Source organism: Blautia sp. AM42-2 (assembly GCF_003480245.1).
In the GTDB taxonomy this organism is placed as follows: Bacteria; Bacillota; Clostridia; order Lachnospirales; family Lachnospiraceae; genus Fusicatenibacter; species Fusicatenibacter saccharivorans.
This window is the reverse complement of sequence record NZ_QUIM01000005.1, coordinates 182052-203700: the sequence shown is the minus strand read 5'-3', so window position 1 is coordinate 203700 and position 21649 is coordinate 182052. Positions and strand designations below refer to the sequence as shown.

General features: G+C 48.2%; 13 protein-coding genes and 1 rRNA gene (1 of these 14 running past the window's edge). 1 reads left to right on the top strand and 13 read right to left on the bottom strand.

The window, feature by feature from the left end:
• The 6 genes from DW915_RS08360 to DW915_RS15970 form a co-directional block, all read right to left on the bottom strand.
• Positions 1-130: ribosomal RNA gene (locus DW915_RS08360) — 16S ribosomal RNA — on the bottom strand (it extends 1439 nt beyond the left edge of the window).
• A gap of 578 nt (positions 131-708) precedes the next feature.
• Positions 709-2985, bottom strand: a complete 2277-nt coding sequence (locus DW915_RS08355) for a hypothetical protein (protein ID WP_118741931.1) — start codon at positions 2983-2985, stop codon at positions 709-711.
• A gap of 212 nt (positions 2986-3197) precedes the next feature.
• The gene (locus DW915_RS08350) at positions 3198-4838 is read right to left on the bottom strand and encodes a TIM barrel protein (RefSeq protein ID WP_158581045.1); all 1641 of its coding nucleotides are present in this window, start codon (positions 4836-4838) and stop codon (positions 3198-3200) included.
• A gap of 206 nt (positions 4839-5044) precedes the next feature.
• Complete coding sequence (locus DW915_RS08345) at positions 5045-5218, bottom strand: DUF4250 domain-containing protein (RefSeq protein WP_022461670.1); 174 nt, start codon at positions 5216-5218, stop codon at positions 5045-5047.
• Positions 5215-7821, bottom strand: coding sequence for an ATP-dependent chaperone ClpB (clpB, locus tag DW915_RS08340; protein WP_055220290.1), 2607 nt, complete (start codon positions 7819-7821; stop codon positions 5215-5217). Before clpB ends, DW915_RS08345 begins: the two co-directional genes overlap by 4 nt.
• Before the next feature lie 190 nt (positions 7822-8011).
• A complete protein-coding gene (locus DW915_RS15970; RefSeq protein ID WP_118741929.1) occupies positions 8012-9100 on the bottom strand; it encodes a hypothetical protein in 1089 nt (362 codons plus the stop codon).
• A 400-nt stretch (positions 9101-9500) separates the two neighbouring features.
• Between DW915_RS15970 and DW915_RS08330 the strand changes: the two genes are divergently transcribed.
• Positions 9501-9692 carry a hypothetical protein gene (locus DW915_RS08330; RefSeq protein ID WP_118741928.1) on the top strand — a complete coding sequence of 64 codons (192 nt, stop codon included), beginning with the start codon at positions 9501-9503 and terminating at the stop codon, positions 9690-9692.
• 255 nt (positions 9693-9947) lie between these two features.
• Here DW915_RS08330 and DW915_RS08325 read toward each other — a convergent pair whose 3' ends face one another.
• From DW915_RS08325 to DW915_RS08295, 7 genes are all read right to left on the bottom strand, one after another.
• Positions 9948-11303: a C40 family peptidase gene (locus tag DW915_RS08325; RefSeq protein WP_118741927.1), complete on the bottom strand. Its 1356-nt coding sequence runs from the start codon at positions 11301-11303 to the stop codon at positions 9948-9950.
• A 197-nt stretch (positions 11304-11500) separates the two neighbouring features.
• Complete coding sequence (locus tag DW915_RS08320; RefSeq protein ID WP_147398426.1) at positions 11501-12571, bottom strand: BMP family ABC transporter substrate-binding protein; 1071 nt, start codon at positions 12569-12571, stop codon at positions 11501-11503.
• A gap of 165 nt (positions 12572-12736) precedes the next feature.
• A complete protein-coding gene (locus DW915_RS08315) occupies positions 12737-15481 on the bottom strand; it encodes an N-acetylmuramoyl-L-alanine amidase family protein (protein WP_118741925.1) in 2745 nt (914 codons plus the stop codon).
• A 186-nt stretch (positions 15482-15667) separates the two neighbouring features.
• Positions 15668-17353 carry a formate--tetrahydrofolate ligase gene (locus DW915_RS08310; RefSeq protein ID WP_055220232.1) on the bottom strand — a complete coding sequence of 562 codons (1686 nt, stop codon included), beginning with the start codon at positions 17351-17353 and terminating at the stop codon, positions 15668-15670.
• 227 nt (positions 17354-17580) lie between these two features.
• Positions 17581-19347 carry a sulfatase-like hydrolase/transferase gene (locus DW915_RS08305; protein ID WP_118741924.1) on the bottom strand — a complete coding sequence of 589 codons (1767 nt, stop codon included), beginning with the start codon at positions 19345-19347 and terminating at the stop codon, positions 17581-17583.
• Positions 19348-19578: 231 nt separating this feature from the next.
• On the bottom strand, positions 19579-20202 hold the full coding sequence (locus tag DW915_RS08300) for a V-type ATP synthase subunit D (protein WP_022461683.1): 624 nt from the start codon (positions 20200-20202) through the stop codon (positions 19579-19581).
• Between the two features lie 20 nt (positions 20203-20222).
• A complete protein-coding gene (locus tag DW915_RS08295) occupies positions 20223-21647 on the bottom strand; it encodes a V-type ATP synthase subunit B (protein ID WP_022461684.1) in 1425 nt (474 codons plus the stop codon).
• Positions 21648-21649: the final 2 nt, after the last annotated feature.

Genomic DNA, 21649 nt, shown 5'->3' with positions numbered 1-21649 from the left:
TACTCACCCGTCCGCCGCTCAGTCAGTTAAGAATCAATCCGAAGAAATCAACTTAACTGCTTCGCTCGACTTGCATGTGTTAAGCACGCCGCCAGCGTTCATCCTGAGCCAGGATCAAACTCTCTGATAAAATGTTTGTTCCAAGTTCAAAATCAACATACTAGCTAATTTATCCCTTTTACTGTTTTAAAGGATCTTTCGATCGTTTTGAATTACTTATTCAGAACTTTCGAGGATGTGTTTCACTGTTTAATTATCAAGGATCTTTGCCGTTCCGACTCGGATCAGCTCATTTATTTTATCATAGAGCTTTTCGTTTGTCAAGAACTTTTTTAATCTTTTTTTCGAAGCTCTTTCGAACTTCTTTGCTGTTCTTTCGATCAGCAACTCGTTTATTTTATCAAACTCATTTGCTTTTGTCAAGAACTTTTTTCAAGTTTTTTGAAGCAGTTTTTGCAACCCGCGGCAGCCACCCGGCTCCGAACTAGGTTTTTCTGTTTCAAAGAAACTTATTCGCATCAGCTCTCGCTGACAGCTTAGTTATAATAACACCGCCCAAAGCAAAAGTCAACACCTTTTTTCGAATTTTCTTATTTTTAGAAAAATATAGTTAATTCTGCATATTTCGTATTTTATCTGACTATTTACAATCTATCCGAAACCATCCAAAAGAAAAGGCGCCTTCCGGCGCCCTTTCCCTTTCAACTCTTATTTCTCACGTTTACGATAAACAACTGCTCCGACCACTGCTGCTGCAGAAACGCCGAGCAGGATCACCCACAGCATCACCTGTGTGCGGTCTCCCGTGTCCGGACTCTTTGTTGCTTTCTTCAGATAGAATACGGTATCCGCCTGGCCCTTGCTTGAAACGATCGAAATCGTATGCTTGCCTTCTGCCAGACTCTTTGTATACTCGGCCTTCAGCGTAACCTGCGTATTCTCTTTTCCAGCCGTCACATAATTCTTCGCATCAATCTCTTTCTGGTCGATGAGAACCTTTTTGAGATCCTTTGCTTCAAAATCTGCGGTGAAGGAAAGCTCCTTGCCCTGCATACCTGACTGATTGACTCCTTTGGTAATCTTCGGAAGATTCTGCGCAGTCATCGGTTTCTGTTTCAGGCCGGCAATCGCTTTTTCCAGCGCTGCCGCATAACCATCCACCGTCTTCTGCTCCGTGATATTCTTTCCGCGTACAATCGCTGCTTTTGCATCATTGACTGCTTTTACGCTCTCGTCCGTGTATTTCTTCAGATCGTTTGGAATCTTCTTCACTGCGGCATCTACTTTGCTGTAGTCCGCATCTTTATACATAAGGCCGGCAATCGCTGCCTCGATCTTTTTTGCGTAACCGTCTACGCTCTCCTGCTCTGTAACCGGCCGCTCGGTTACGACGCTGTTCTTTGCATCTTCCAGTGCTTTTACAGACGCATCGGTATACAGACTGAGGTCCGCCGGAATCTTTTTGATGGCTTCCTCTACTTTGGAATAATCTGCTTTCCGAACCTGCAGTCCTGCCAGTGCATTTTCAATTGCTGCTGCCCAGCCGTCTACTTCTGCCTGATCCAGAATGGTTTTTCCGCTTTCTACGCTGTTGATCGCTGTCTGAAGCGGCTGAATGCTTTCTTCCGTATAAATACTCAGATCATTCGAAACTTTGGCAAGAGCCGCGTCTACGGCGCTGTAGTCCGCCGGTTTCAGGGTCAGTCCGTCAAGAGCTGCTTTCAGGTTTTCTGCAAACTGATCGACTTCCTCCTGTCTGCTGTCATCCAGATCCCATACAATGGCTTCTTTTGCCGCATTCAGTGCTTTTACACTCTTTTCGGTATAAATGGATAAGTCTTTCGGAATCTCTCCCAGGAGTTCTTCCACTCCCTGATAATCTGCCGGAACAGGTTTGCGTACCAGTGCTGCAATTGCATTCTCCAGTGCTTCCGCATAAGCAGCAACTGCCTGCTGCTCTTCTATCGTTTTGGTGCGGTCGATGGATGCGATGACTGCATTCAGTGCTTCCACGCTCTCTTCCGTATAGATAGAAAGATCTCCCGGAACTTTGGCAAGTACTGCATCAACTTCTGTGTAATCTGCGCCAAGAAGCGTCAGTGCGTTTACTGCTGTCTGAATGGCTGCCGCATAACCATTTACAGTTTCCTGTTCAGCTGATGGCAGGTTCTCTTTTACCGCATCTTTTGCTTTCTGAACAGCTGCCGCGCTTTCTTCTGTATACCGGCCCATGTCCTCCGGTATCAGCGCCAGCGCTTCTGTTACTTTGGTGTAATCTGCGGCTTTTACAATCACAGTGAATTCCTGTGTGAAGTCAACGCCGGTTTTCTTTCCGTCTTTGATTGTCGCCAGAAGTTTTACGGTTCCGGCATTCGTTACTTTCAGGTTTGTGCCGTCTAAAACAGCACCTGTCATTCCGGCATCCGTGATTTCCCATGTGATCTGTTTCTGATCTGCATTTTCTGGAACTGCTTTGCCCGTCAGTGCGGTGGTTCCCGGGATTTCTTTCGGTATGCCCTGGATTTCTGTTACAGCTGCGTACTCATAGGTTCTTATCTGGATTTCAATGGCATCTTTTGTTTCCGTTTCTGCGATCTTTGTTACAATCCAGCTTCCGTTCCAGCTGTCTGCCTTTTTAAGCAGATAATCTGCCGGAGCCTTTTTGGCCTTTTCCGTAAGATCCTTCAGATTCCAGGAAGCCGCCGCTGCGATCACAGCCTCTTTTTCTGTTTTTATTCTTTCTTTGTCATCTTTCTGATCTTTCTCTTCATCCGGATTTGTTTTTTCTGAAAGTATTCGGATTTCTCTGTTCTCTGCATCATTTTTAATCTCCGTATCTTTGCCGAGAATGTCGCCTGCTTTCAGCGAAAGCTCTCCGAATTTCCACGTTTTGGCTTCCTCTTTTGCGAATGCCATAGTTGGGAACATCGTCACGATCAGAAGCATGGACAGTACAAACGAAAGCATTTTTTTCGTTTTCTTCATAACACAAATCCTCCTTTCCTTTTGATTGTTTTGCAGCCGCCAGGGGCCGCAGTTTCTCTTGTTACTTTCATTATACGTGTGTCAGAAAAAGAGTCAACGGGCCGTAAAAATTCGTAAGAATTCTTGTGCATTTCCGCTAAAATACTTTCAACGTTTTTTCACAATATTTCCATGAATTTTTACGGCCCGTCAGATTTTCTTAAGATATTCCTTTATTTGTGATGAAGCACATATTTCACATACGCAATTCTACGGCTGTCCGGTGCCCAGGAGTTGACGTTGATACTGCCCTGGCCGCCGAAAAGATCCAGCAGTTTTTTCTTATTCTGTCCGTCATAATCCATCATTCCAAGCGATACATGCATGTTCGGCAGATGCTCATTCGGTTCCAGCTCACCTTTAGCGAAGGTCAGGTAAATGACGTGTTTTCCATCCGGCGAAACGTGGCCGAACCAGTTGTTGGCATCGGAATCGGTCATCCGGGTGAGACCGCTGCCGTCACGGTTCATCCGCCATACCTGCATCAGACCGCTTCTGGTGCTGTTGAACCAGATGTGCTTTCCGTCCGGTGAATACTCCGGACCGTCGTTGTAGCCTTTGCCGTCCGTCAAGCAGGTTTCCTCGCCGCCGTCTGATGGAATCGTACAGATCTCAATGCGCATGGTCTCCTCCTCCGGCTTTTTGCGGAAGGCACAGTACGCAAGCTCTTTTCCGTCCGGCGACCAGCCGTGCAGATAGCTGAGACCCGGTCCGGTGAGGTCTTTTGGTTCACCGCCTGTCATCGGGAGCACGTAGATGTGGGATTCATACGTTCCATCTGTGAGTTCCGGCGGCATGCAGCTTACCGCCAGCAGCTGGTTGTCCGGTGACGGAACGTGATCATTGTTGCACTGCACGCAGAAACCGGTATCAACCTGCTCCACATGGTCTTTGTCGATCTCATAGCGGTAGATTTTTCCATCCGCATTATAAAGCAGGGTGTTTCCATCGTTCAGCCAGTTCGGTGCCTCGATGATTCCCTGAAACTCATGCAGCACGGTTTCTTCTCCGGTCTCCACATCCATCGTGCAGAGAATGCTGTCGGTGTTGTCTCTGTCCCCTGTCCATCCGGAGAGCATTTTTCCGGCGCGGCAGGTATCCTCCAGTGTTGCCGCATCCATATCCACAATCTGCAGTGCACCGTTTGCGCGGGCGAACTGGAAGCAGGCTTTCAGATCAACCATGCCTTTTCCAAGCGGCGCTTCCTGGCCGGTGATTTTCATATCTTTATAATGAACGGCTTTGACTCGGTCCGCATGCGCCCAGAGGAACTCTTCCGGGTCGACGCCGCCGCAGTACATCCAGCCGGCATCTACTTCTGCTCCGACTTTTTCACCGCAGGCTTCCAGGAGATATTCGTACGCTGTTTTTCCATTCACGCGGATACAGATATCTTCTTTTTCGTTGTGGATCAGAAGACCTGCTCCGGCTTTTTCCAGTTCTTCTGCCAGTTCGCGGTATCTTGCAGCGGTTTCGTCCAGAACATCTTTTGTCAGGCGTGCCGGGCTCTTTACGACAAACCAGGAAATGTGGTATTTCTGCGCCAGTTCTGTAAGAATGGCAAGTTCTCTTTCATAGTGGTATTCATCCAGGAAAATGTGGACCGCATGAACCTCAATGTGGTATTTTGCAAGCAGCGGCATTGCCTGCTCCAGATCCTCCGGGATCCAGAAACCGTAGTCCCTGGCATCAACACGGAATCCGAGACACGGCTCGATCTGGCGGTAGCCTGCCTCATAGATTTTCTTTAAAAATCCTTCGGGATCCTGTTTCCATTCTTTGGATACCCCATACATCTGTACACCAAAATACATATTTGTTTCCTCCTTCTCCAGATCCGCTGTTTCCCCATTTTCAGCGAATTTTCTTTTCCTCCATTTTACCACATTTCTTCTATTATAGATATGATTTTTCCTGTCAGTTATAAGAAACACGCTTTGCGTAAAAAAGGCGCCCCGTATGTGTTTTTTCCACATACGGAACGCCTTTTTCCGCCATTTTTTTCAGGGCTTGGTTATTCTTATACAAACTGGTTCGTTTTCTCATCGTACTCATAGTCGATGAGCGCCAGTTTTTCCCGCAGATCGGATTCCTCTGTCTGCATGGCCGCGCAGAATTCTGCGAGCGACGGGTAAAAATCTCTTAGCTGCGTATTGACATAGCTCAGCAGCATTACGGGATCTTTCGGCATCATTCGTCTACTACCTCCACACCTGGTTTGATCATTGCCTTCAGGCCGCCGTTTTCCACATCCAAAAGGATCGTATCGCCCTCGCTGACCTGACCGCCAAGGATCAGTTTTGCGGTGCTGGTTTCTACCTCTTTCTGTACGAAACGTTTCAATGGACGGGCGCCGTAAACAGGGTCGTAGCCGCCCTCGATGACAAACTGTTTTGCAGCCGGGCTCAGTTCGACGGTAAGCTCCTGGTCTGCCAGACGTTTGTTCAGTCCTTTCAGCAACAGATCTACGATATGACCAATGTTGTCTTTTGTCAATGGTTTGAACATAATTGTTTCATCCAGACGGTTCAGGAACTCCGGACGGAAGTGTGCACGCAGATCCTGCATGACCAGGTTTCTCGCCTCTTCGGAGATGCTGCCGTCGTCCTGAATGCCGTCCAGCAGATACTGGGAGCCGATATTGGAGGTCATGATCAGGATCGTATTTTTAAAGTCTACGGTACGGCCCTGGGAGTCGGTGATACGGCCGTCATCGAGTACCTGCAGCAGAACGTTGAAGACGTCCGGATGCGCTTTCTCGATCTCATCGAACAGAACAACAGAATATGGTTTTCTGCGCACTGCCTCGGTCAGCTGGCCGCCCTCCTCGTAGCCTACATATCCCGGAGGCGCTCCGATCAGACGGGAGACGGAGTATTTCTCCATGTATTCACTCATATCGATTCGAACCATGTTGTTCTCATCATCAAACAGCTTTTCTGCCAACGTTTTCGCAAGCTCTGTTTTACCGACACCGGTAGGTCCAAGGAACAGGAACGAACCGATCGGTTTTGTCGGATCCTTGATTCCGGCTTTGGAACGGATGATCGCATCCGAAACCTTGGTGACTGCCTCATTCTGGCCGATAACTCTCGTGTGAAGTTCATCTTCCAGGCCGAGGATCTTAGTTCTCTCGCCTTCGGTCAGTTTTGCAACCGGGATTCCGGTCCAGCGGGAGACAATTCTGGCAATCTCTTCATCCGTTACACTCTCGTGTACCAGGGAGAGATCTTCATTTTTAACTTTTTTCTCTTCTGCTTCCAGCATCTGCTGTAATTTCGGGAGTTCACCGTACTGCAGTTCAGCGGCGCGGTTCAGATCGTAATCATTCTTTGCTTTCTGGATCTGGCGGTTCATGTCCTCGATCTGCTCACGCAGTTTGGACAGTTTCTCAACGGAACTCTTTTCATTTTCCCATTGTGCCTTTGCAGAATTGAAGGTATCCTTTAACTCAGCCAGCTCTTTCTGCAGTGTTTCCAGACGCTCGCGGCTCAGATTGTCGGTCTCTTTTTTCAGTGCGGCTTCCTCGATCTGCATCTGCAGAATCTTACGGCGCTGCTCATCCAGCTCGGCCGGCATGGAATCCAGCTCTGTTTTGATCAGAGCGCATGCCTCGTCGACCAGGTCGATTGCTTTATCCGGCAGGAAACGGTCGCTGATGTAACGGTTCGAAAGGGTTGCGGCTGCAACGAGGGCACCGTCAGTGATTTTTACGCCGTGGTAAACTTCGTAACGCTCTTTTAAGCCACGCAGGATGGAAATCGTATCCTCTACGGTCGGCTCATCAACCTGAACCGGCTGGAAACGGCGCTCCAGGGCGGCATCTTTTTCGATGTACTGGCGGTACTCATCCAGCGTTGTGGCACCGATGCAGTGCAGTTCGCCTCGTGCCAACATAGGTTTCAGCATGTTTCCGGCATCCATCGCGCCGTCGGTCTTTCCGGCGCCGACGATCAGGTGCAGCTCATCGATGAACAGAATGATTTTTCCGTCGCTCTTTCTGACTTCCTCCAGAACGGCTTTCAGACGCTCCTCGAATTCGCCGCGGTATTTTGCTCCGGCTACCAGGGCTCCCATATCGAGGGAGAAAATGGTTTTATCTTTCAGGCTCTCCGGTACATCGCCGTTGGCGATTCGCTGGGCCAGGCCTTCTACGACTGCGGTTTTACCAACACCAGGCTCACCGATCAGAACCGGATTGTTTTTTGTCTTACGGGACAGGATACGGACAACGTTCCGAATTTCGGTATCACGGCCGATAACCGGGTCCATTTTCTGGTTTCTGGCTTTTTCTACGATATCCTGGCCATATTTTTCCAGGGTGTCATATGTTGCCTCCGGGTTGTCGGTGGTAACTCTCTGGTTTCCGCGCACGGTGCTTAATGCCTGCAGGAAACGTTCTCTTGTGATGCCGTACTCCTGAAACAGTTTTTTCATGGACGGGCTTGGGTTTTTCAGCATTGCCAGGAAGAGGTGTTCTACGGAAACATACTCGTCTCCCATGGCTTTCGCCTCATCCTCAGCATTTATCAATGCTTTATTCAGATACTGACCGATATACGGCTGACCGCCGGATACTTTGACGCGGTCATTCAGCGCCGTCTCGACACGGTTTAGAAAATGATCTTTGTTGATTTCCATCTTTTCGATCATTTTCAGAATCAGGCTGTCGTCCTGATGCAGGAGGTTATACAACAGATGCTCCTGCTCTATTTCCTGGTTGCCGAAATCGTATGCGGTCTTTTCCAGGTCCTGTACAGCCTGCAGCGATTTTTGTGTGAATTTACTGATATTCATAATCGGCTTCCTCCTTATCTATTTGGGTGCTAACATTCGCTCCGAACAAAAAGAGCGTTGATGTGAATTTTCTTTTCTTTCTTTGTTCTAGTCGTACTATAACACTAGTTGTTAGCACTGTCAAGAGGAGAGTGCTAATTTTTTTATTTTTCTCGGACCACGCTTTGTGTTGGGTTCCGTCAAAAAGAAATTATTTATTGCCATACACAGCAATAAAATGAATCAGTGCTTCCGTTTCCGAACTGGCATACTTTTTTGCAGAGGCTTCCAGTGGCTGCGAATGATATGCTTCAAAGGATTCGCCCTCTTTATCTCCAGATACGTAATGATCTATATTGATCTTCCACTTCCTCATTTCATCAAAATAAACCGTATTTGCAATTTCCGAACTCCAGTCCATATGCTCGATCAGATAATGTTCCATTCCATGATAACATTCTTCACAAATCGTTGTAAAAAATTCTTCTGCCGTCTGTGAGCTTAAATACCCTGGATCGTACCAGATTTCTTTCTGTTCGTTTGCGTTTGTATACAGCGCAATGCAATTCAATGACTCTATCTCTTTCATCTGCAGCGGAATTTCGGGAATTCCAAGCCGTTTTGTTTCAATCTGAATCATCCTCTGTGCATCACTTGTTCTTTCTTTCAGCGTTTTCTGACTCCACTCGCTCTCTTTTAAGCTCAGCAGAAATTCTTTATTTTCCCCAAAAATGGTCTCCTGATTCTGAACAAGGTTATAGTTCTTTTCTCGTTCGTAAAGTTCTGCCGCTTCGGACGGAGATTCAAACTTCTGATATATCATCATACACGTCGGCACCATACACACGCATACCGAAACAAACAGAAATGTATTTATGTCACTTCTTTTTAATCTCCAGGATTTTTTCGGAGAGTATTTTCCTTTTTTTCTATGCAAATCTCTTAGAACCGTAATAAGAAACATCCCATCCAGCGCAGCAAGAAACAACACAATTTTCAGTGAATACTGAGCAAACAAAAACAGCATCAGTATATTCGGCAGAAACGCATGGAACAAAATCTCATTTCCAGTTCCATCTGCACAATAGCTTCGAATGGGTGATGCCAGCCACAAAATCAGGCACAGCGCATAGGCAAAAAGCATTGTCCCCGCCGAAACATGAACTGACAGTTCTGTAATATGTACTTCAACCTGTTTTACATACATCACATACAAGATGCCTATCGGATACAAAACAGAACATTTGCTCAGCCAGTATGCCGCTGATTTTCTTTCCCGTTGTCTTTTCCGCTCCTCCATATCAGATCCCCCCTGATTTTTCTTCTGTTTTATTCAGAATACTTGTATGTTTATTTTAGCGTAATTTTTCGTTTTTGCCTATCCTGCATTTTAAGTCAAACCTTCCTGTAAACACAAAAATTGCGAAGCCCTTTTCTTTGCAGGACTCCGCAATTTCTTTTTACTCTATGATGCATAACAGGCAGCATATTTCATTTCGTATCAAACCTCGTCGCAATCATATGCACCACATACGGCACGAGAATGACCGGGATTGCAAGGTAGGCGAGAATGCTGTACGCTTTCTGGATCAGCGTCAGCAGGCCGAGCTGGGCGATGAGGAAGTCTGCGATGCAGCAAGCGAGGACGGCGAGGATCTGGGTGCGTCTGATTTTGCCTGCGGTTCTTCGAAGGACTTGGCATGCTGGACGAAGACTGCGACATTGGCAAGCTGGAAGGTTCCGTAGAGGAATGCGGCGTACAGGGCTTTGCCGAATGGGAGGTCTGCGGTTTTCATGGTGTTTACAGTATCGCCGATCTTTCCGGCTCCGGCGATGATGTTCGGGACGTAGACGATCAGCAGACCGGCAATAATGCAGATGGACAGCACTGACGCTACTTTCCGCACCAGATCCGTTCCGAATACCGAAACGACGAAAATAATTTTCCAGTTTCATAACGATTCTCCCTTCTTCCTAACAAGCAAAAGGGCATACTGACCTTCTGTTGGTCAATACGCCCTTGTATCTCCGATGTGCTTTAGTATATCACAGTTTTAACGCGAATGCACTCAATTTTAAGCAAAACGCAAAAAATCCCGGGATTTTTCTCTCCCGGGATCTGAAAATTCTTACTATGTAATTCTTTTTTAAACCACACGTCTTACCGCAAGAATCGTGGTATACGCTGCGTTGCTGCTGATCTTGATACCGTCGCGCTCATTGCTTGCGTGTACGATTGCACCGCCGCCGATGTAGATGGCTACGTGGCCGCTGTAGCAGATAATATCGCCCGGCTGAGCCTCTGCATAAGATACACCGCGTCCTACACCACGCAGTTCACTGGAGGAATGCGGAAGGTCGTATCCGAAGTGTGCGTAAACGCTCATGATAAAACCAGAGCAGTCAGCTCCGTTGGTAAGGCTTGTGCCGCCCCATACGTATGGATTTCCAATAAACTGTGTTGCATAGGATACGATGGCACTTCCGGTTGCGCTTCCGGTGCTGCTGGAGCTGCTGGAATCATCCGAGCTGCTGGTATCGCTGGACGAAGAATCATCGTAAGAGCTTCCTCCGTTAGACGGTGTTGTTGTCGTGGTGGAGCTTCCTGTGCTGGACGGTGTGTTGTCTGCCGTTGTTGTATTATTTGCAGCACTGCTTGCGGCTGCTTCTGCTGCTGCCTGTCTTGCTGCTTCTGCCTGGCGGGCTGCCTCGGCTGCTTCTGCTGCCTGACGGGCCTCTTCGGCTTTTCTTGCTGCCTCTTCGGCTGCAATCTCCTCCTGGATCTGCTGGATCTTTGCGTTCTGCTCTGCCAGTACTGCGTTGTACTGTGCAGCCATGTCGTTCAGGTCTGCGATCTGGTTTTCGTAGTCATCGGAAACGGCTTTTTTCTGCTCAAGCATTGCCTCAAGGGACTGCTGCTGTGCTTCCTGCTCTGCCTCACTAGCTTCGAGATCTGCTTTTTCATCTGCAAGCTGATCGCTGTAGTCTGTTACCTGCTGTACAAGATCCATGTACTCCTGCAGGCACTCTCTGTCGTATTTGTATAACTTCTGGGTGTACTCAGCCTGGTTGAGAATGCTGCTTAAATCTTTTCCCTCCAGAAGAAGTGCTGCCCAGCCGTTGTCTCCGCCGCTCTCATAGAGGAACTGGATTCGTTTTTTCATCAGCTCGTACTGCTCGTCCTCTTCAGCCTGGGACTGTGCCAGTTTTTCCTGTGTTGTTTCAATTTCTGTCTGTTTCTCTGCAATTTCATTTTTCAGATTTTCCACGGATGCCATGGTTACGACAAGCTGTGCGTCCAGGTCATCAATCTCGCCGGTAATCTGATTCTTTTTAGTTTCCAGATCGTCGATTTCTGCTTTTGCGTTGTCAAGCTGTGCGCTGGTCTCGGCCTGTGCTGCCTGCTGCTGCTGTAACTGCTCCTGTTTCGAGGCGCTTACTGTCATTACCTGAGCTGCACTTACGATCACTGCTAAACTTAAGGCAAGAAATTTTTTTCTCATTCTTTCACTCCCAAATTGATTCGTTGTATGTAGGTTTCTTTGTTTCAGGTTTCCCTGTTTCTTAGAAATTCAATTATTCTGTAACAATTTTGAAATATTTTTCCCAATTCTTTTACATAATATCACAATTCACAAATGGATGCAAGGAAAAATATCCCGACTTTTTGTAAACAATTCGTGAACAGTAACGATACATGTTATTTTACCTTCTGTACACTCACACAACTCAATTTGTATTGATCCGGCGAGGAAAGCGCATCGCCGTCGGGGATTGAAAAGTCCTCTGCGGAGAATTTCGCACAGAGTGCCCGGTACTGATCCTCTGTAAAAGACGGCACCGCATCCTGATTCCATTCCAGACTGATTTCCTGATCGGTCACGCCGCGCGTTACAATTTTCCCGCCTTCAAAATCCTTTTGTTTCATTTCTTTTAACGCATTGTAAACTGCAGTTCCATAATCCAGACGTACTTTCAACACGGCATTGGCGTACTCCTCCACGCCGCCGTTTGCGATCAGTGCTCCGTCTGCCGCAGATGCTGCTGCGCCAAGTACATTCTGATACGATGCACCGTCCGAGAAGAGAATCTGTCCGCTCTCACCGTACCAGCTTTTGATTTTTTCCAAATACGACGGTGATACGCTGCTGCTTTTCCGATACGTATAATCCAGCGTGATGCTGTTTTCTCCAAGTCCCAGATCCGCAGCGGCCGCCTCTGCACCGAGTGCATAACCTGTCCCATACTTTGTTCCGTTCTCTTCGTTTTTCTGTCCGATATAGCCCAGGTGCGTGTAGCCGGCCTGTACTGCCGCATAGCCTGCCAGGTAGCCGGCCTCTGATGCATCAATTTCCAGGCTTTCTGTATTTCCGCGGAGACGGCTGCGGCCGCTCTCACTGACCGGTTCTGCCTCCAGCAGCAGAAAACGGACATCCTTCCAGTCGCGCTGTGCATCGTAAACGGCGCGGCTCATGCTCGTTCCGGCACAGACGATAACGGATGCTCCCTTCTGCGCCGCCTCTTTGATGGTGTTTTCATAGTCCTCTGTTGTCCGTCCTGCCGGAACACTTGCTTCATATTTCAGACCGCTCTCGTCTCCATACTGCGCAAGACCGTTCCATGCTGACTGATACACGGCATCGGAAGCTACCTCACTGCCGTCGGTTACCAGCACCAGATCCACTGGTTCCGTCTTTTCTTTTCCGCAGCCGCCCAGCAGCAGCAACGACACTACGCCAAGACAGAGCGCCCATTTCCAGCTCTTTCGCATGTTTACTCCCCTTGTATTTTTATTTTCCAGATTTTTTCTTTTGTATTTCTGATCTGCGTCTTTCACGCACCTTCTAGTATAGACAATTCCAGCGCAAAAAGAAAGAGAGAATACACGAACTACAAAGTTTTTTTGTATTCTCTCTTATTTTTTATAGAAGATATTTTACTGGAACAGATCGTTCAGGATTTCTGCCGGTTTCTTCCTGCGGTAGCCTTCACTGTCACTTAAGATACTGCTGCTCCAGGTGAAATGATTCACACCGGTCAGATAGGACCGGTCAAGAACTTTTACACCATACCGCTCATACGCAACCGGATAATACATTTTCATGTATTCATTTGCCAGCTCAATAGCTTCACTGTTAATGCTTCCTGTCGAAGAAACGGTTCCGCCAAGCTGAATATACGGCGGTGTCGCATGAATGACAACCACGCTGCCGTCCGAGCACTGGCCAATGACAATCCAGACATGACCGCTCTTGCTGACCACATCACCCGGCGTAAATTTCTGGGACGTATCGCCTGTCACGCAGGTTCCCCAGCCTTTTCTTGCAAAGTAGGCCGGCATTCCAGTGGAGGTTGTCGTTGCATACTCTTTCGTCACCTGATGTGCGGTCCATCCGACATAGCCGGAACAGTCAAGACCTTTTCCGTACTCATACAGATGATCGGAATAGTTGTAGGTGGAATTCTGTGTATTGAAGAATTGTTTCCACTGCGCATTGACGCCGTAACTCTCTGCCTCTGCGTCTGTGTGGCCGCCTCCCCAGATATACAGGGTGTTTCCAAGCGGAAGCAGTGCATTTTTCAGAAAGTTCCGTACGGTACGGACACCGATCTGCGCGGACGGTTCAAATCCGTCCGGACTCTGTACCAGCTTGCCGTCCTCATCGAACACATACGTTTTTCCGTCGATCACCTGTTTTCCGGTTATCATGCCGCCCCAGCTTCGGAAATAGTATGTATTTCCGCCAATCGACTGCCAGCCGATTGCCATTTTCGAGTCAGATCCAAGGTAATAGAGGTTATTATCATAGGTAATAAACGCATTCTTGTACATGCCGCCCCAGCTTCTCGGATAATAATAGTTATAATCCCAGTATACCCAGCCGCTTGTCGCCATAACGCCGTTTTTGTCTACATAATAATAGTTTCCGTCGTACTGAAACAGCTCGTCATCTCTTCTGGTTCCATTGGCGTTGATCCAGTAATACGTTCCGTCCAGAAGCAGCCAGCCCGTATGGCTTGTGCCGTCCTCATCGAAATAATATGTTTTTCCGCCGTTCTGCACCCAGCCGGTGGCAAATGTTCCATCTGAATTGGCATAGTATGTTTTACCGCCGATGGTAAATGTCTGATCATGGTACAGACCGCCCCAGCTCTGGAATGCGTATTTTGTTCCGCCGATGGTATGAATTCCGGTGTACATGCCGCCCCAGCTTCGGAAATAGTAGCGGTTTTTGTCGTAGGTGATCCATTCAGACGATGCCATCGTACCGTCTTCTTTCATCCAGTACCAGTTGTTGTCATATTTCACCCAGCCGGTCTGAAGCGACGTATCCTTGTTGATCCAGTAATACGTTCCGTTGGTCAGATACCAGCCCTCTTTTGTAATCTGCTCGCCGTCTTCCAGGAAATAGTATTTCTTTCCATTGATATCGCAGACACCTGTATAGAAGGTTCCGTCATCTTTTGCCCAGTATTTCTTTCCCTGCCAGGTAAAAGATTCGTTACGGTAAACGCCGCCCCAGCTGTGGAAATAATATCTTGTTCCGTCAACCTCTTTCATTCCGGTGTACATCACACCGTCACCGTCGAAATAGTATCGGTTGTTGTCATACGTGATCCATTCAGATGCAGCACGTGTGCCGTCCGCTTTCAGCCAGTACCATTTGCCTTCCAGCTTCAGCCAGCCGGTCTGAACAGAACCATCCTGATTGATCCAGTAAGTCTGATCTCCCAGCTGAACCCAGCCGGTCTGGCTGGCATGATAGATCGATCCGTCATTCTGCGCTATGTAGGTTTTTCCTTTTACGGTAAAGAAGGTGTTTCGATATACACCACCCCAGCTCCGGAAATAATACTCGTTTCCTCCGATGTTCTGGAAACCGTTTTTATAAATGCCGCCCCAGCTCCGGAAGTAATACAGATTGTTGTTGATTTCTTTCCAGCCGGATGCCATCATGACACCATTATCATCAAACCAGTACCAGTTATCATCGTACAGCAGCCAGCCGGTCTGCAGGACGCCGTCTTCTCTTACCCAATAATATGATGTGCCTTTTTTCAGCCAGCCTTTTTGTGTGATCTGCGCTCCCGTAGTATCATCAAATGCGCAGAGATCACCATGTCCATTCATTGTTCTGACTATTCCACGGGCAACGATACCATTTTCCTGTACATAGTACATTTTTCCGCTGATGCTGAGATACACATTTCTCTGAATGCCGCCCCAGCTCTGGAAATAATAAAGGTTTCCATCTACTTCCTGAAAACCATTTTTATAGATTGCTCCGTCTCCCTTGGCATAATAAAGATTATTATCGTATGTGAACCAGCTGTTTTCTGCCATGCGGCCGTTCCGGTCCGAATCCAGCCAGTACCAGTTTCCATTCCGGTAAAGCCATCCTGTTTTCAGCTGTCCGTTCTCATAAAAATACCAGCCGCCGTCGCCTGCCTTAACCCAGCCATTCTGACTGTCCCGCACAGCAGCAACGCTGTCCTGTGAAGCCTGTGTCTGCGTTTCACTCTGCATCCCGCTCTGCTGATCCTCTGTCTCCACAGACTGGTCCATCACCGTGCTGCTCCCCACAGCACTCGCGGAAACAGTCGTCGGATGTACGCTGAGCATCAGCACCATAAAAAGTGTACCGCCCAGAAGACTTCTCAATTTTTTCTTCGATGTCATTGGTAAGTAACTCCCTTACTATATTATATCTGCTTTTCTCTCCATGTTATCATTAGAAATTATATTATCTTTTGTAATATTTTGCAATAAAAACGTAAAAAAAGAGACATTCACGAAGGAATGTCTCTTTTTTCTGTGTTTTATTTCATGCTCTATTCTGTCTTTTCAAGACAATATCCTGTGTTATTAGAACAGTCCTGTAATCTTTCCAGTAGCGTCTACATCGATACGCTCTGCTGCCGGAACTTTCGGCAGACCTGGCATGGTCATGATGTCACCGGTCAGGGCTACGATGAAGCCTGCACCTGCGGAGATTTTCAGGTTACGTACGGTAACTTCGAATCCGGTCGGTGCGCCGAGTTTGGTCTGATCATCGGTCAGGCTGTACTGGGTTTTTGCCATACAGATCGGGCAGTTGCCAAATCCGAGAGCCTCTAACTGTTTTGCCTGTTTCTGTGCATTTGCGGTCAGGACAACTCTGCTTCCGCCGTAGATCTTCTGAACGATGGCGTTCAGTTTCTCTTCGATGGAGCCTTCCAGATCGTATGCATAGGTGAAATCGTTCGGCTGCTCGCAAAGACGGACAACTTCTTCTGCCAGGGCTACGCCGCCCTCGCCGCCTTTTGCCCATACCTCGGACAGAACAACGTTGACGCCGAGCTCTTTACATTTCTCCTCAACCAGCTTCAGTTCTGCTTCGGTATCGGTCGGGAATGCATTGATTGCAACAACGCAAGGCAGTTTGTATACGTTTGTGATATTGCTTACATGTTTCAGAAGGTTCGGCATACCTTTCTCCAGAGCTTCCAGGTTCTCGCCGTTCAGTTCTGCTTTCGGAACGCCGCCGTTGTATTTCAGGGCACGAACAGTTGCTACGACTACAACTGCATTCGGTTTCAGGCCCGCCATACGGCATTTGATGTCGAGGAATTTCTCAGCACCAAGGTCAGCACCGAAGCCTGCCTCTGTGATAGTGTAATCTGCTAATTTCAGGCACATTTTGGTTGCTGTTACAGAGTTGCAGCCGTGTGCGATGTTTGCGAATGGTCCGCCGTGAACGATAGCCGGAGTTCCTTCCAGAGTCTGTACCAGGTTTGGTTTCAGGGCATCCTTCAAGAGTGCTGCCATAGCGCCCTGCGCATGCAGATCTCCTGCTGTTACCGGTTTCTGCTCTGCTACTTTTCCGTAGGTATATCCGATGATGATCTTGGAAAGTCTTTCTTTCAGATCTGAGATGTCGCTTGCCAGACACAGAACTGCCATGATCTCAGATGCTACGGTGATATCGTAGCCGTCTTCTCTCGGCATTCCGTTTGTTTTTCCGCCAAGGCCGTCTACAACGCTTCGAAGCTGACGGTCATTCATATCTACGCATCGTTTCCAGGTGATCTTTCTCGGATCGATATTCAGAGCGTTGCCCTGGAAAATGTGGTTGTCGATCATAGCTGCCAGCAGGTTGTTTGCTGCACCGATTGCATGGAAGTCACCGGTGAAGTGAAGGTTGATATCTTCCATTGGAACAACCTGTGCGTATCCGCCGCCTGCTGCTCCGCCTTTTACACCGAAGACCGGTCCAAGAGATGGCTCGCGAAGTGCAACCATTGCTTTTTTACCGATTCTGGAAAGTCCGTCTACCAGACCTACAGAAGTTGTTGTTTTTCCTTCTCCTGCCGGTGTCGGGTTGATGGCTGTAACGAGGATCAGTTTTCCATCCTCCGCATTGGTGTCTTTTAACAGGTTGTAATCAATTTTTGCTTTGTACTTTCCGTACTGCTCCAGATATTTGTCATCAATACCTGCTTTTTCTGCGATCGCTGTGATCGGCTGCATGGTACATTCCTGTGCAATTTCAATGTCTGATTTGTAACCCATTGTTTTAAAATCCCCTTTCTTTTTCCGCTTTGTCCGCCGATTGATAGCCATATTTTACCATGTTTTGTAAGATGATTCAATTGATAATTATTTATTTCACAATCTTTATACGTTTTGTACCAAAAAATGCAGAAAATTCCGCCAAAAGGCGGAGCGGCACAATTCTGCATTAAAAAAAGAAGGATTCCCGGCTTTTTGCTGCCGAAAATCCTTCTCTTTTTTATTTTTTAAGAATACTGCGACTCATCCACCTCAAACGGTTCGTCGCACGGTCCTTCGAGGAGGCGGTAGCTGCCCTGTGTGGAGAAGTAATACCATTTTCCGTCGATCAGTTTCCATCCTTTTACGGCGTAGCCGTTTGCGTCAATGTAGTATCTCTGCTCGGTGTCGTTTGCATAGCGGTGCGGGTTCAGGGAAACCCATTCGCTTTTGGCCCAGCGGTCTTCGTCTTCGATGTAGAACTTCCAGCCCTCATCGGTTTTGGTCCAGATGGAGGTTACCTGCTCTTCCATTTTTTCGAAGAATTTGGATTTCTGGGAGAGATCATCATTGAGCTGGTCGAAAGTCAGCTTCTCTGCAAGCGTCTGTTCACCTGAAAACAGGTTTGTTCCAAGGCCGAGGCGGTCACCCTCAATGGTAGCTCCGAGACTTGCGATGGTGGTCGGGAACATGTCCATGGTGGTGAAACTTCTGTTTTTCTCCTGCTGCGGCTGGATCGGAGAGTTGATGATCACGTTGTATACGGTTCTGGTGTAGTCCGGATCAATGTTCTCACAGAAATCGGAATCCATCGTCAGATGGTCGCCAGAAATTACGATCGTTGTGTTCTCGTAGAAATCCTGCTGCTGAATCCAGGAAACGAACTCGGTGACCTGCTTGCTGGAGCAGTGCAGAACCATTCCGTACTGGTTGTCACCGTCGTTTTCTTCATCGCAGAGCTCACACGGATATCCATCCTCAAAATGGGTGTCTGCGGTCAGCATGGTGAAGTTGAACGGCTCTCCCTCTGCTGCGATTTCGGTCAGGCGGTCTTTGGCAAAGGAAAAGAGTTTTTCATCCTCATAGCCCCACCATTCGTAATATCCTTCCGGAATCAGGCCTTTTTCCATAGCCCAGTTGTAATCGTCTACTTCGTAGTCGCCGTGCTCTTTAAAGTACTCTTCCCGGCCGCCGAACTGTCCGATTGAACCGATGAAGAAATACTGCTTGTAGCCTTCATCCGCCAGGACATCACCCAGGGTATTGATTTCCGGGAAGAAGCTGGTCTGATATGCCATCTCATTTCGCTGGATTCCGATGCTGAGAGGCAGACCGGAGGTCTGTGCGAAAATTCCGGCAATGGTCCAGGTTGCGTTTACGGTAGGCTGGCCGCCGCCGAGCAGCTCCGAATTGGAAAAACTGATGTTGTCTGCGGCAAGCTGGGTCAGCTCTGGGATATAGTTTTTATCGAATGCTCCGCCGGAGGCTTTGTCTGCGTAGGTGCTCTCCATGGATTCCAGATAGAGATAGATCAGATTTCGTTTCTGTTCCGGGAACGTGATATTCACGCGGTCCGGATCTACGTAGTTGTCTTCTACCACGGTATTGTACGTGCTCTGATTTTTCAGATAATCTTTTACGTCCAGTGCTGCCCACACGTCATTGATGGAATAGACGATGCTGGCGGCTCCTGCCGCGATACAGATCATCCCGAACGCCACATGGGCTTTGCGTTTTTCTCGAAGAAAAATGCTGACCAGAATCAGAAGGATGAGTGCTGCCGCTGCGATCAGCGCACTTGAGCAGATATAACTCATCAGAAGATCATGGCTGGTTCCGGCAATCGGGGCCTTTAACTGGTAAACAAGCTCTTCCATGCTCAGATTCGGCCATGTTTTCCGCATCCAGCGCTCGGACGTAAACAGCAGCACGCCAAGCGTTCCGATCACCACTGCAAACACAGCCAGCAGAATGCGCCCTGCTTTTTTCGTTTTTTTCTGTTTCTTGTGTTTCATCTTCCTACCTCCAAAAAGCATTACAGCTTACAAAATCTTAACTTTTCTTTACAATCGCCTTACGTATTATAGCAAAGACCGTTTTAAAAAGATAGAAAATTTTTATAAAATTTTTGCACAAAAAGTGCAGCCAAAAACATATTTTTTGCATGACACATAAAAACCCGCCCGGCACCGCAAATCTCTTCGCGGCCCAAGCGGGTTTTTCATCTCTATTCCGGGAAAGCCTTATCAGCTTGCCTTGTTCTTTCTCTGTTTGATGACCTTCAGTCGTGTGAACTCCTCGCGCTCCTTCTCCTCCAGTGCGTCCGCGATATCCTTGGACAGCTGGGTGTAATGCGGAATCGTGATGTTCTTCAGCGCGTTGGCACGCTTCTGTGTTTTCTTGATTGCCGCAGCAAGGCGGTACGCCGAGTTCTCAATCATGGAAAGGTTTAAGGTCAGGTCTTTTACTTTTTCAAAGGCCTGTCTTGCCTGATCCAGGGACTCCTTCGTGCTGTAGTAAGCATACGTCGGGGCCTGTCCGGACGGATCAGCCTCTACCAGCGGAATTTCCACGCCCATGATACTCCTTGTCTTGATCCGGATGGATTCCTCCACCGGAACGGTATAGGACACGGTCTGTACGTTGGTGATACCGATTTCCATGTTCGCAATCTGCAGTGCCGCATAAGCCTCGCGGAATGTCACATCGATCTGACGCTGAATGTCTTTTGCCTCATCGATCAGGCCCATGAGCTCGCGGATCAGAATATTCCGCTTCTTGTCCATCAGCTCGTAACCCATGTGGGCAAGTTTCAGAGAATTCTTTGCAAGAATCAGGTTTCCCTTGGTAGGAAAGGTATTCGGGTCCATTCCGATCTCACTCCTCTCGCTTACTCATTCATGGCATCGGCTTCCGCCTTTGCTTTTGCTACTGCATCAATGGTGGTCGGATGATAATACTGATCCAGAACCTTGGTGTTGACACGGTCGAGCTCTTCTCTCGGAAGCAGTCCAAGAAGCTCCCATGCCTTGTTCAGCGTATCTTCCATGGAACGGTTTTCATCCATTCCCTGGCCGATGAATTCATGCTCGAATTCATTACCGAATACCAGGTACTGTTTATCGATCGGAGAAAGCTCATCCTCACCGATAACGGATGCCAGGGAACGCGCATCTCCTACCTTTGCATAGCAGGAGAACAGCTGGTTCGCTACGTCCTGATGATCGGCTCTTGTGTAACCCTCACCGATACCGTCCTTCATCAGACGGGAAAGACTCGGCAGTACGCTGATTGGCGGGTAAATAGACTGGCCGTGAAGCTGGCGGTCCAGTACGATCTGACCCTCGGTGATGTAACCGGTCAGGTCAGGGATCGGGTGCGTGATATCATCGTTTGGCATGGTCAGGATCGGAATCTGTGTTACGGATCCCTCTACGCCCTGTACGATTCCGGCGCGCTCATACAGCGTAGCCAGCTCACTGTACAGGTATCCAGGATAACCTTTACGGGAAGGAATCTCTCCACGGGAGGAGGAAACCTCACGCATAGCCTCGCAGAAGGATGTGATATCGGTCAGGATAACCAGGATATGCATGCCTTTCTCGAATGCAAGGTACTCGGCAGCTGTCAGTGCTACCTTCGGGGTGATCAGACGCTCTACAACCGGGTCGTTTGCCAGGTTCAGGAACATAACAACGTGGTCAGATACACCGCTTTCCTCAAAGGTCCGGCGGAAGAACTCTGCTACGTCGTATTTAACACCCATAGCGGCAAATACGATTGCAAACTTCTCATCGGAATCTCCAAGGGATGCCTGCTGTACGATCTGTGCTGCCAGCTGGTCGTGCGGAAGTCCGTTTCCGGAGAAGATCGGCAGCTTCTGGCCACGAATCAGGGTGGTCAGACCGTCGATTGCAGAAATACCGGTATGGATATAGTTTCTTGGGTATTTACGGGTAACCGGGTTCAGCGGCAGGCCGTTGACGTTTCTTCTTACCTCTGCGTCAATCGGTCCCATGCGGTCGATCGGTTTTCCGATACCGTCAAAGGTACGTCCCAGAATTTCCTCGGAAAGTCCGATCTCCATCGGATGTCCGGTCAGACGGGTATGGGTATTGGTAAGAGACATGCTCGAAGTTCCCTCAAATACCTGAATAACGGCTTTATCTTCGTATACAGCAACGATACGTCCCAGTTTTTTCTCATTGCCGTCTACGGTAAATTCTACGATTTCCTCGTAGGAAGCATTTTTTACACCTTCCAGAACAACCAGAGGGCCATTGACCTCACTAAGGCCTAAATATTCAATTGCCATGA

Bases quoted from the DNA above. Each gene is read 5' to 3' on its own strand.
- DW915_RS08355 (WP_118741931.1), bottom strand. From the start codon at position 2,985: ATGAAGAAAACGAAAAAAATGCTTTCGTTTGTACTGTCCATGCTTCTG.
- DW915_RS08350 (WP_158581045.1), bottom strand. From the start codon at position 4,838: ATGTATTTTGGTGTACAGATGTATGGGGTATCCAAAGAATGGAAACAG.
- DW915_RS08345 (WP_022461670.1), bottom strand. From the start codon at position 5,218: ATGATGCCGAAAGATCCCGTAATGCTGCTGAGCTATGTCAATACGCAG.
- clpB (WP_055220290.1), bottom strand. From the start codon at position 7,821: ATGAATATCAGTAAATTCACACAAAAATCGCTGCAGGCTGTACAGGAC.
- DW915_RS15970 (WP_118741929.1), bottom strand. From the start codon at position 9,100: ATGGAGGAGCGGAAAAGACAACGGGAAAGAAAATCAGCGGCATACTGG.
- DW915_RS08330 (WP_118741928.1), top strand. From the start codon at position 9,501: ATGCTGGACGAAGACTGCGACATTGGCAAGCTGGAAGGTTCCGTAGAG.
- DW915_RS08325 (WP_118741927.1), bottom strand. From the start codon at position 11,303: ATGAGAAAAAAATTTCTTGCCTTAAGTTTAGCAGTGATCGTAAGTGCA.
- DW915_RS08320 (WP_147398426.1), bottom strand. From the start codon at position 12,571: ATGCGAAAGAGCTGGAAATGGGCGCTCTGTCTTGGCGTAGTGTCGTTG.
- DW915_RS08315 (WP_118741925.1), bottom strand. From the start codon at position 15,481: ATGACATCGAAGAAAAAATTGAGAAGTCTTCTGGGCGGTACACTTTTT.
- DW915_RS08310 (WP_055220232.1), bottom strand. From the start codon at position 17,353: ATGGGTTACAAATCAGACATTGAAATTGCACAGGAATGTACCATGCAG.
- DW915_RS08305 (WP_118741924.1), bottom strand. From the start codon at position 19,347: ATGAAACACAAGAAACAGAAAAAAACGAAAAAAGCAGGGCGCATTCTG.
- DW915_RS08300 (WP_022461683.1), bottom strand. From the start codon at position 20,202: ATGGACCCGAATACCTTTCCTACCAAGGGAAACCTGATTCTTGCAAAG.
- DW915_RS08295 (WP_022461684.1), bottom strand. From the start codon at position 21,647: ATGGCAATTGAATATTTAGGCCTTAGTGAGGTCAATGGCCCTCTGGTT.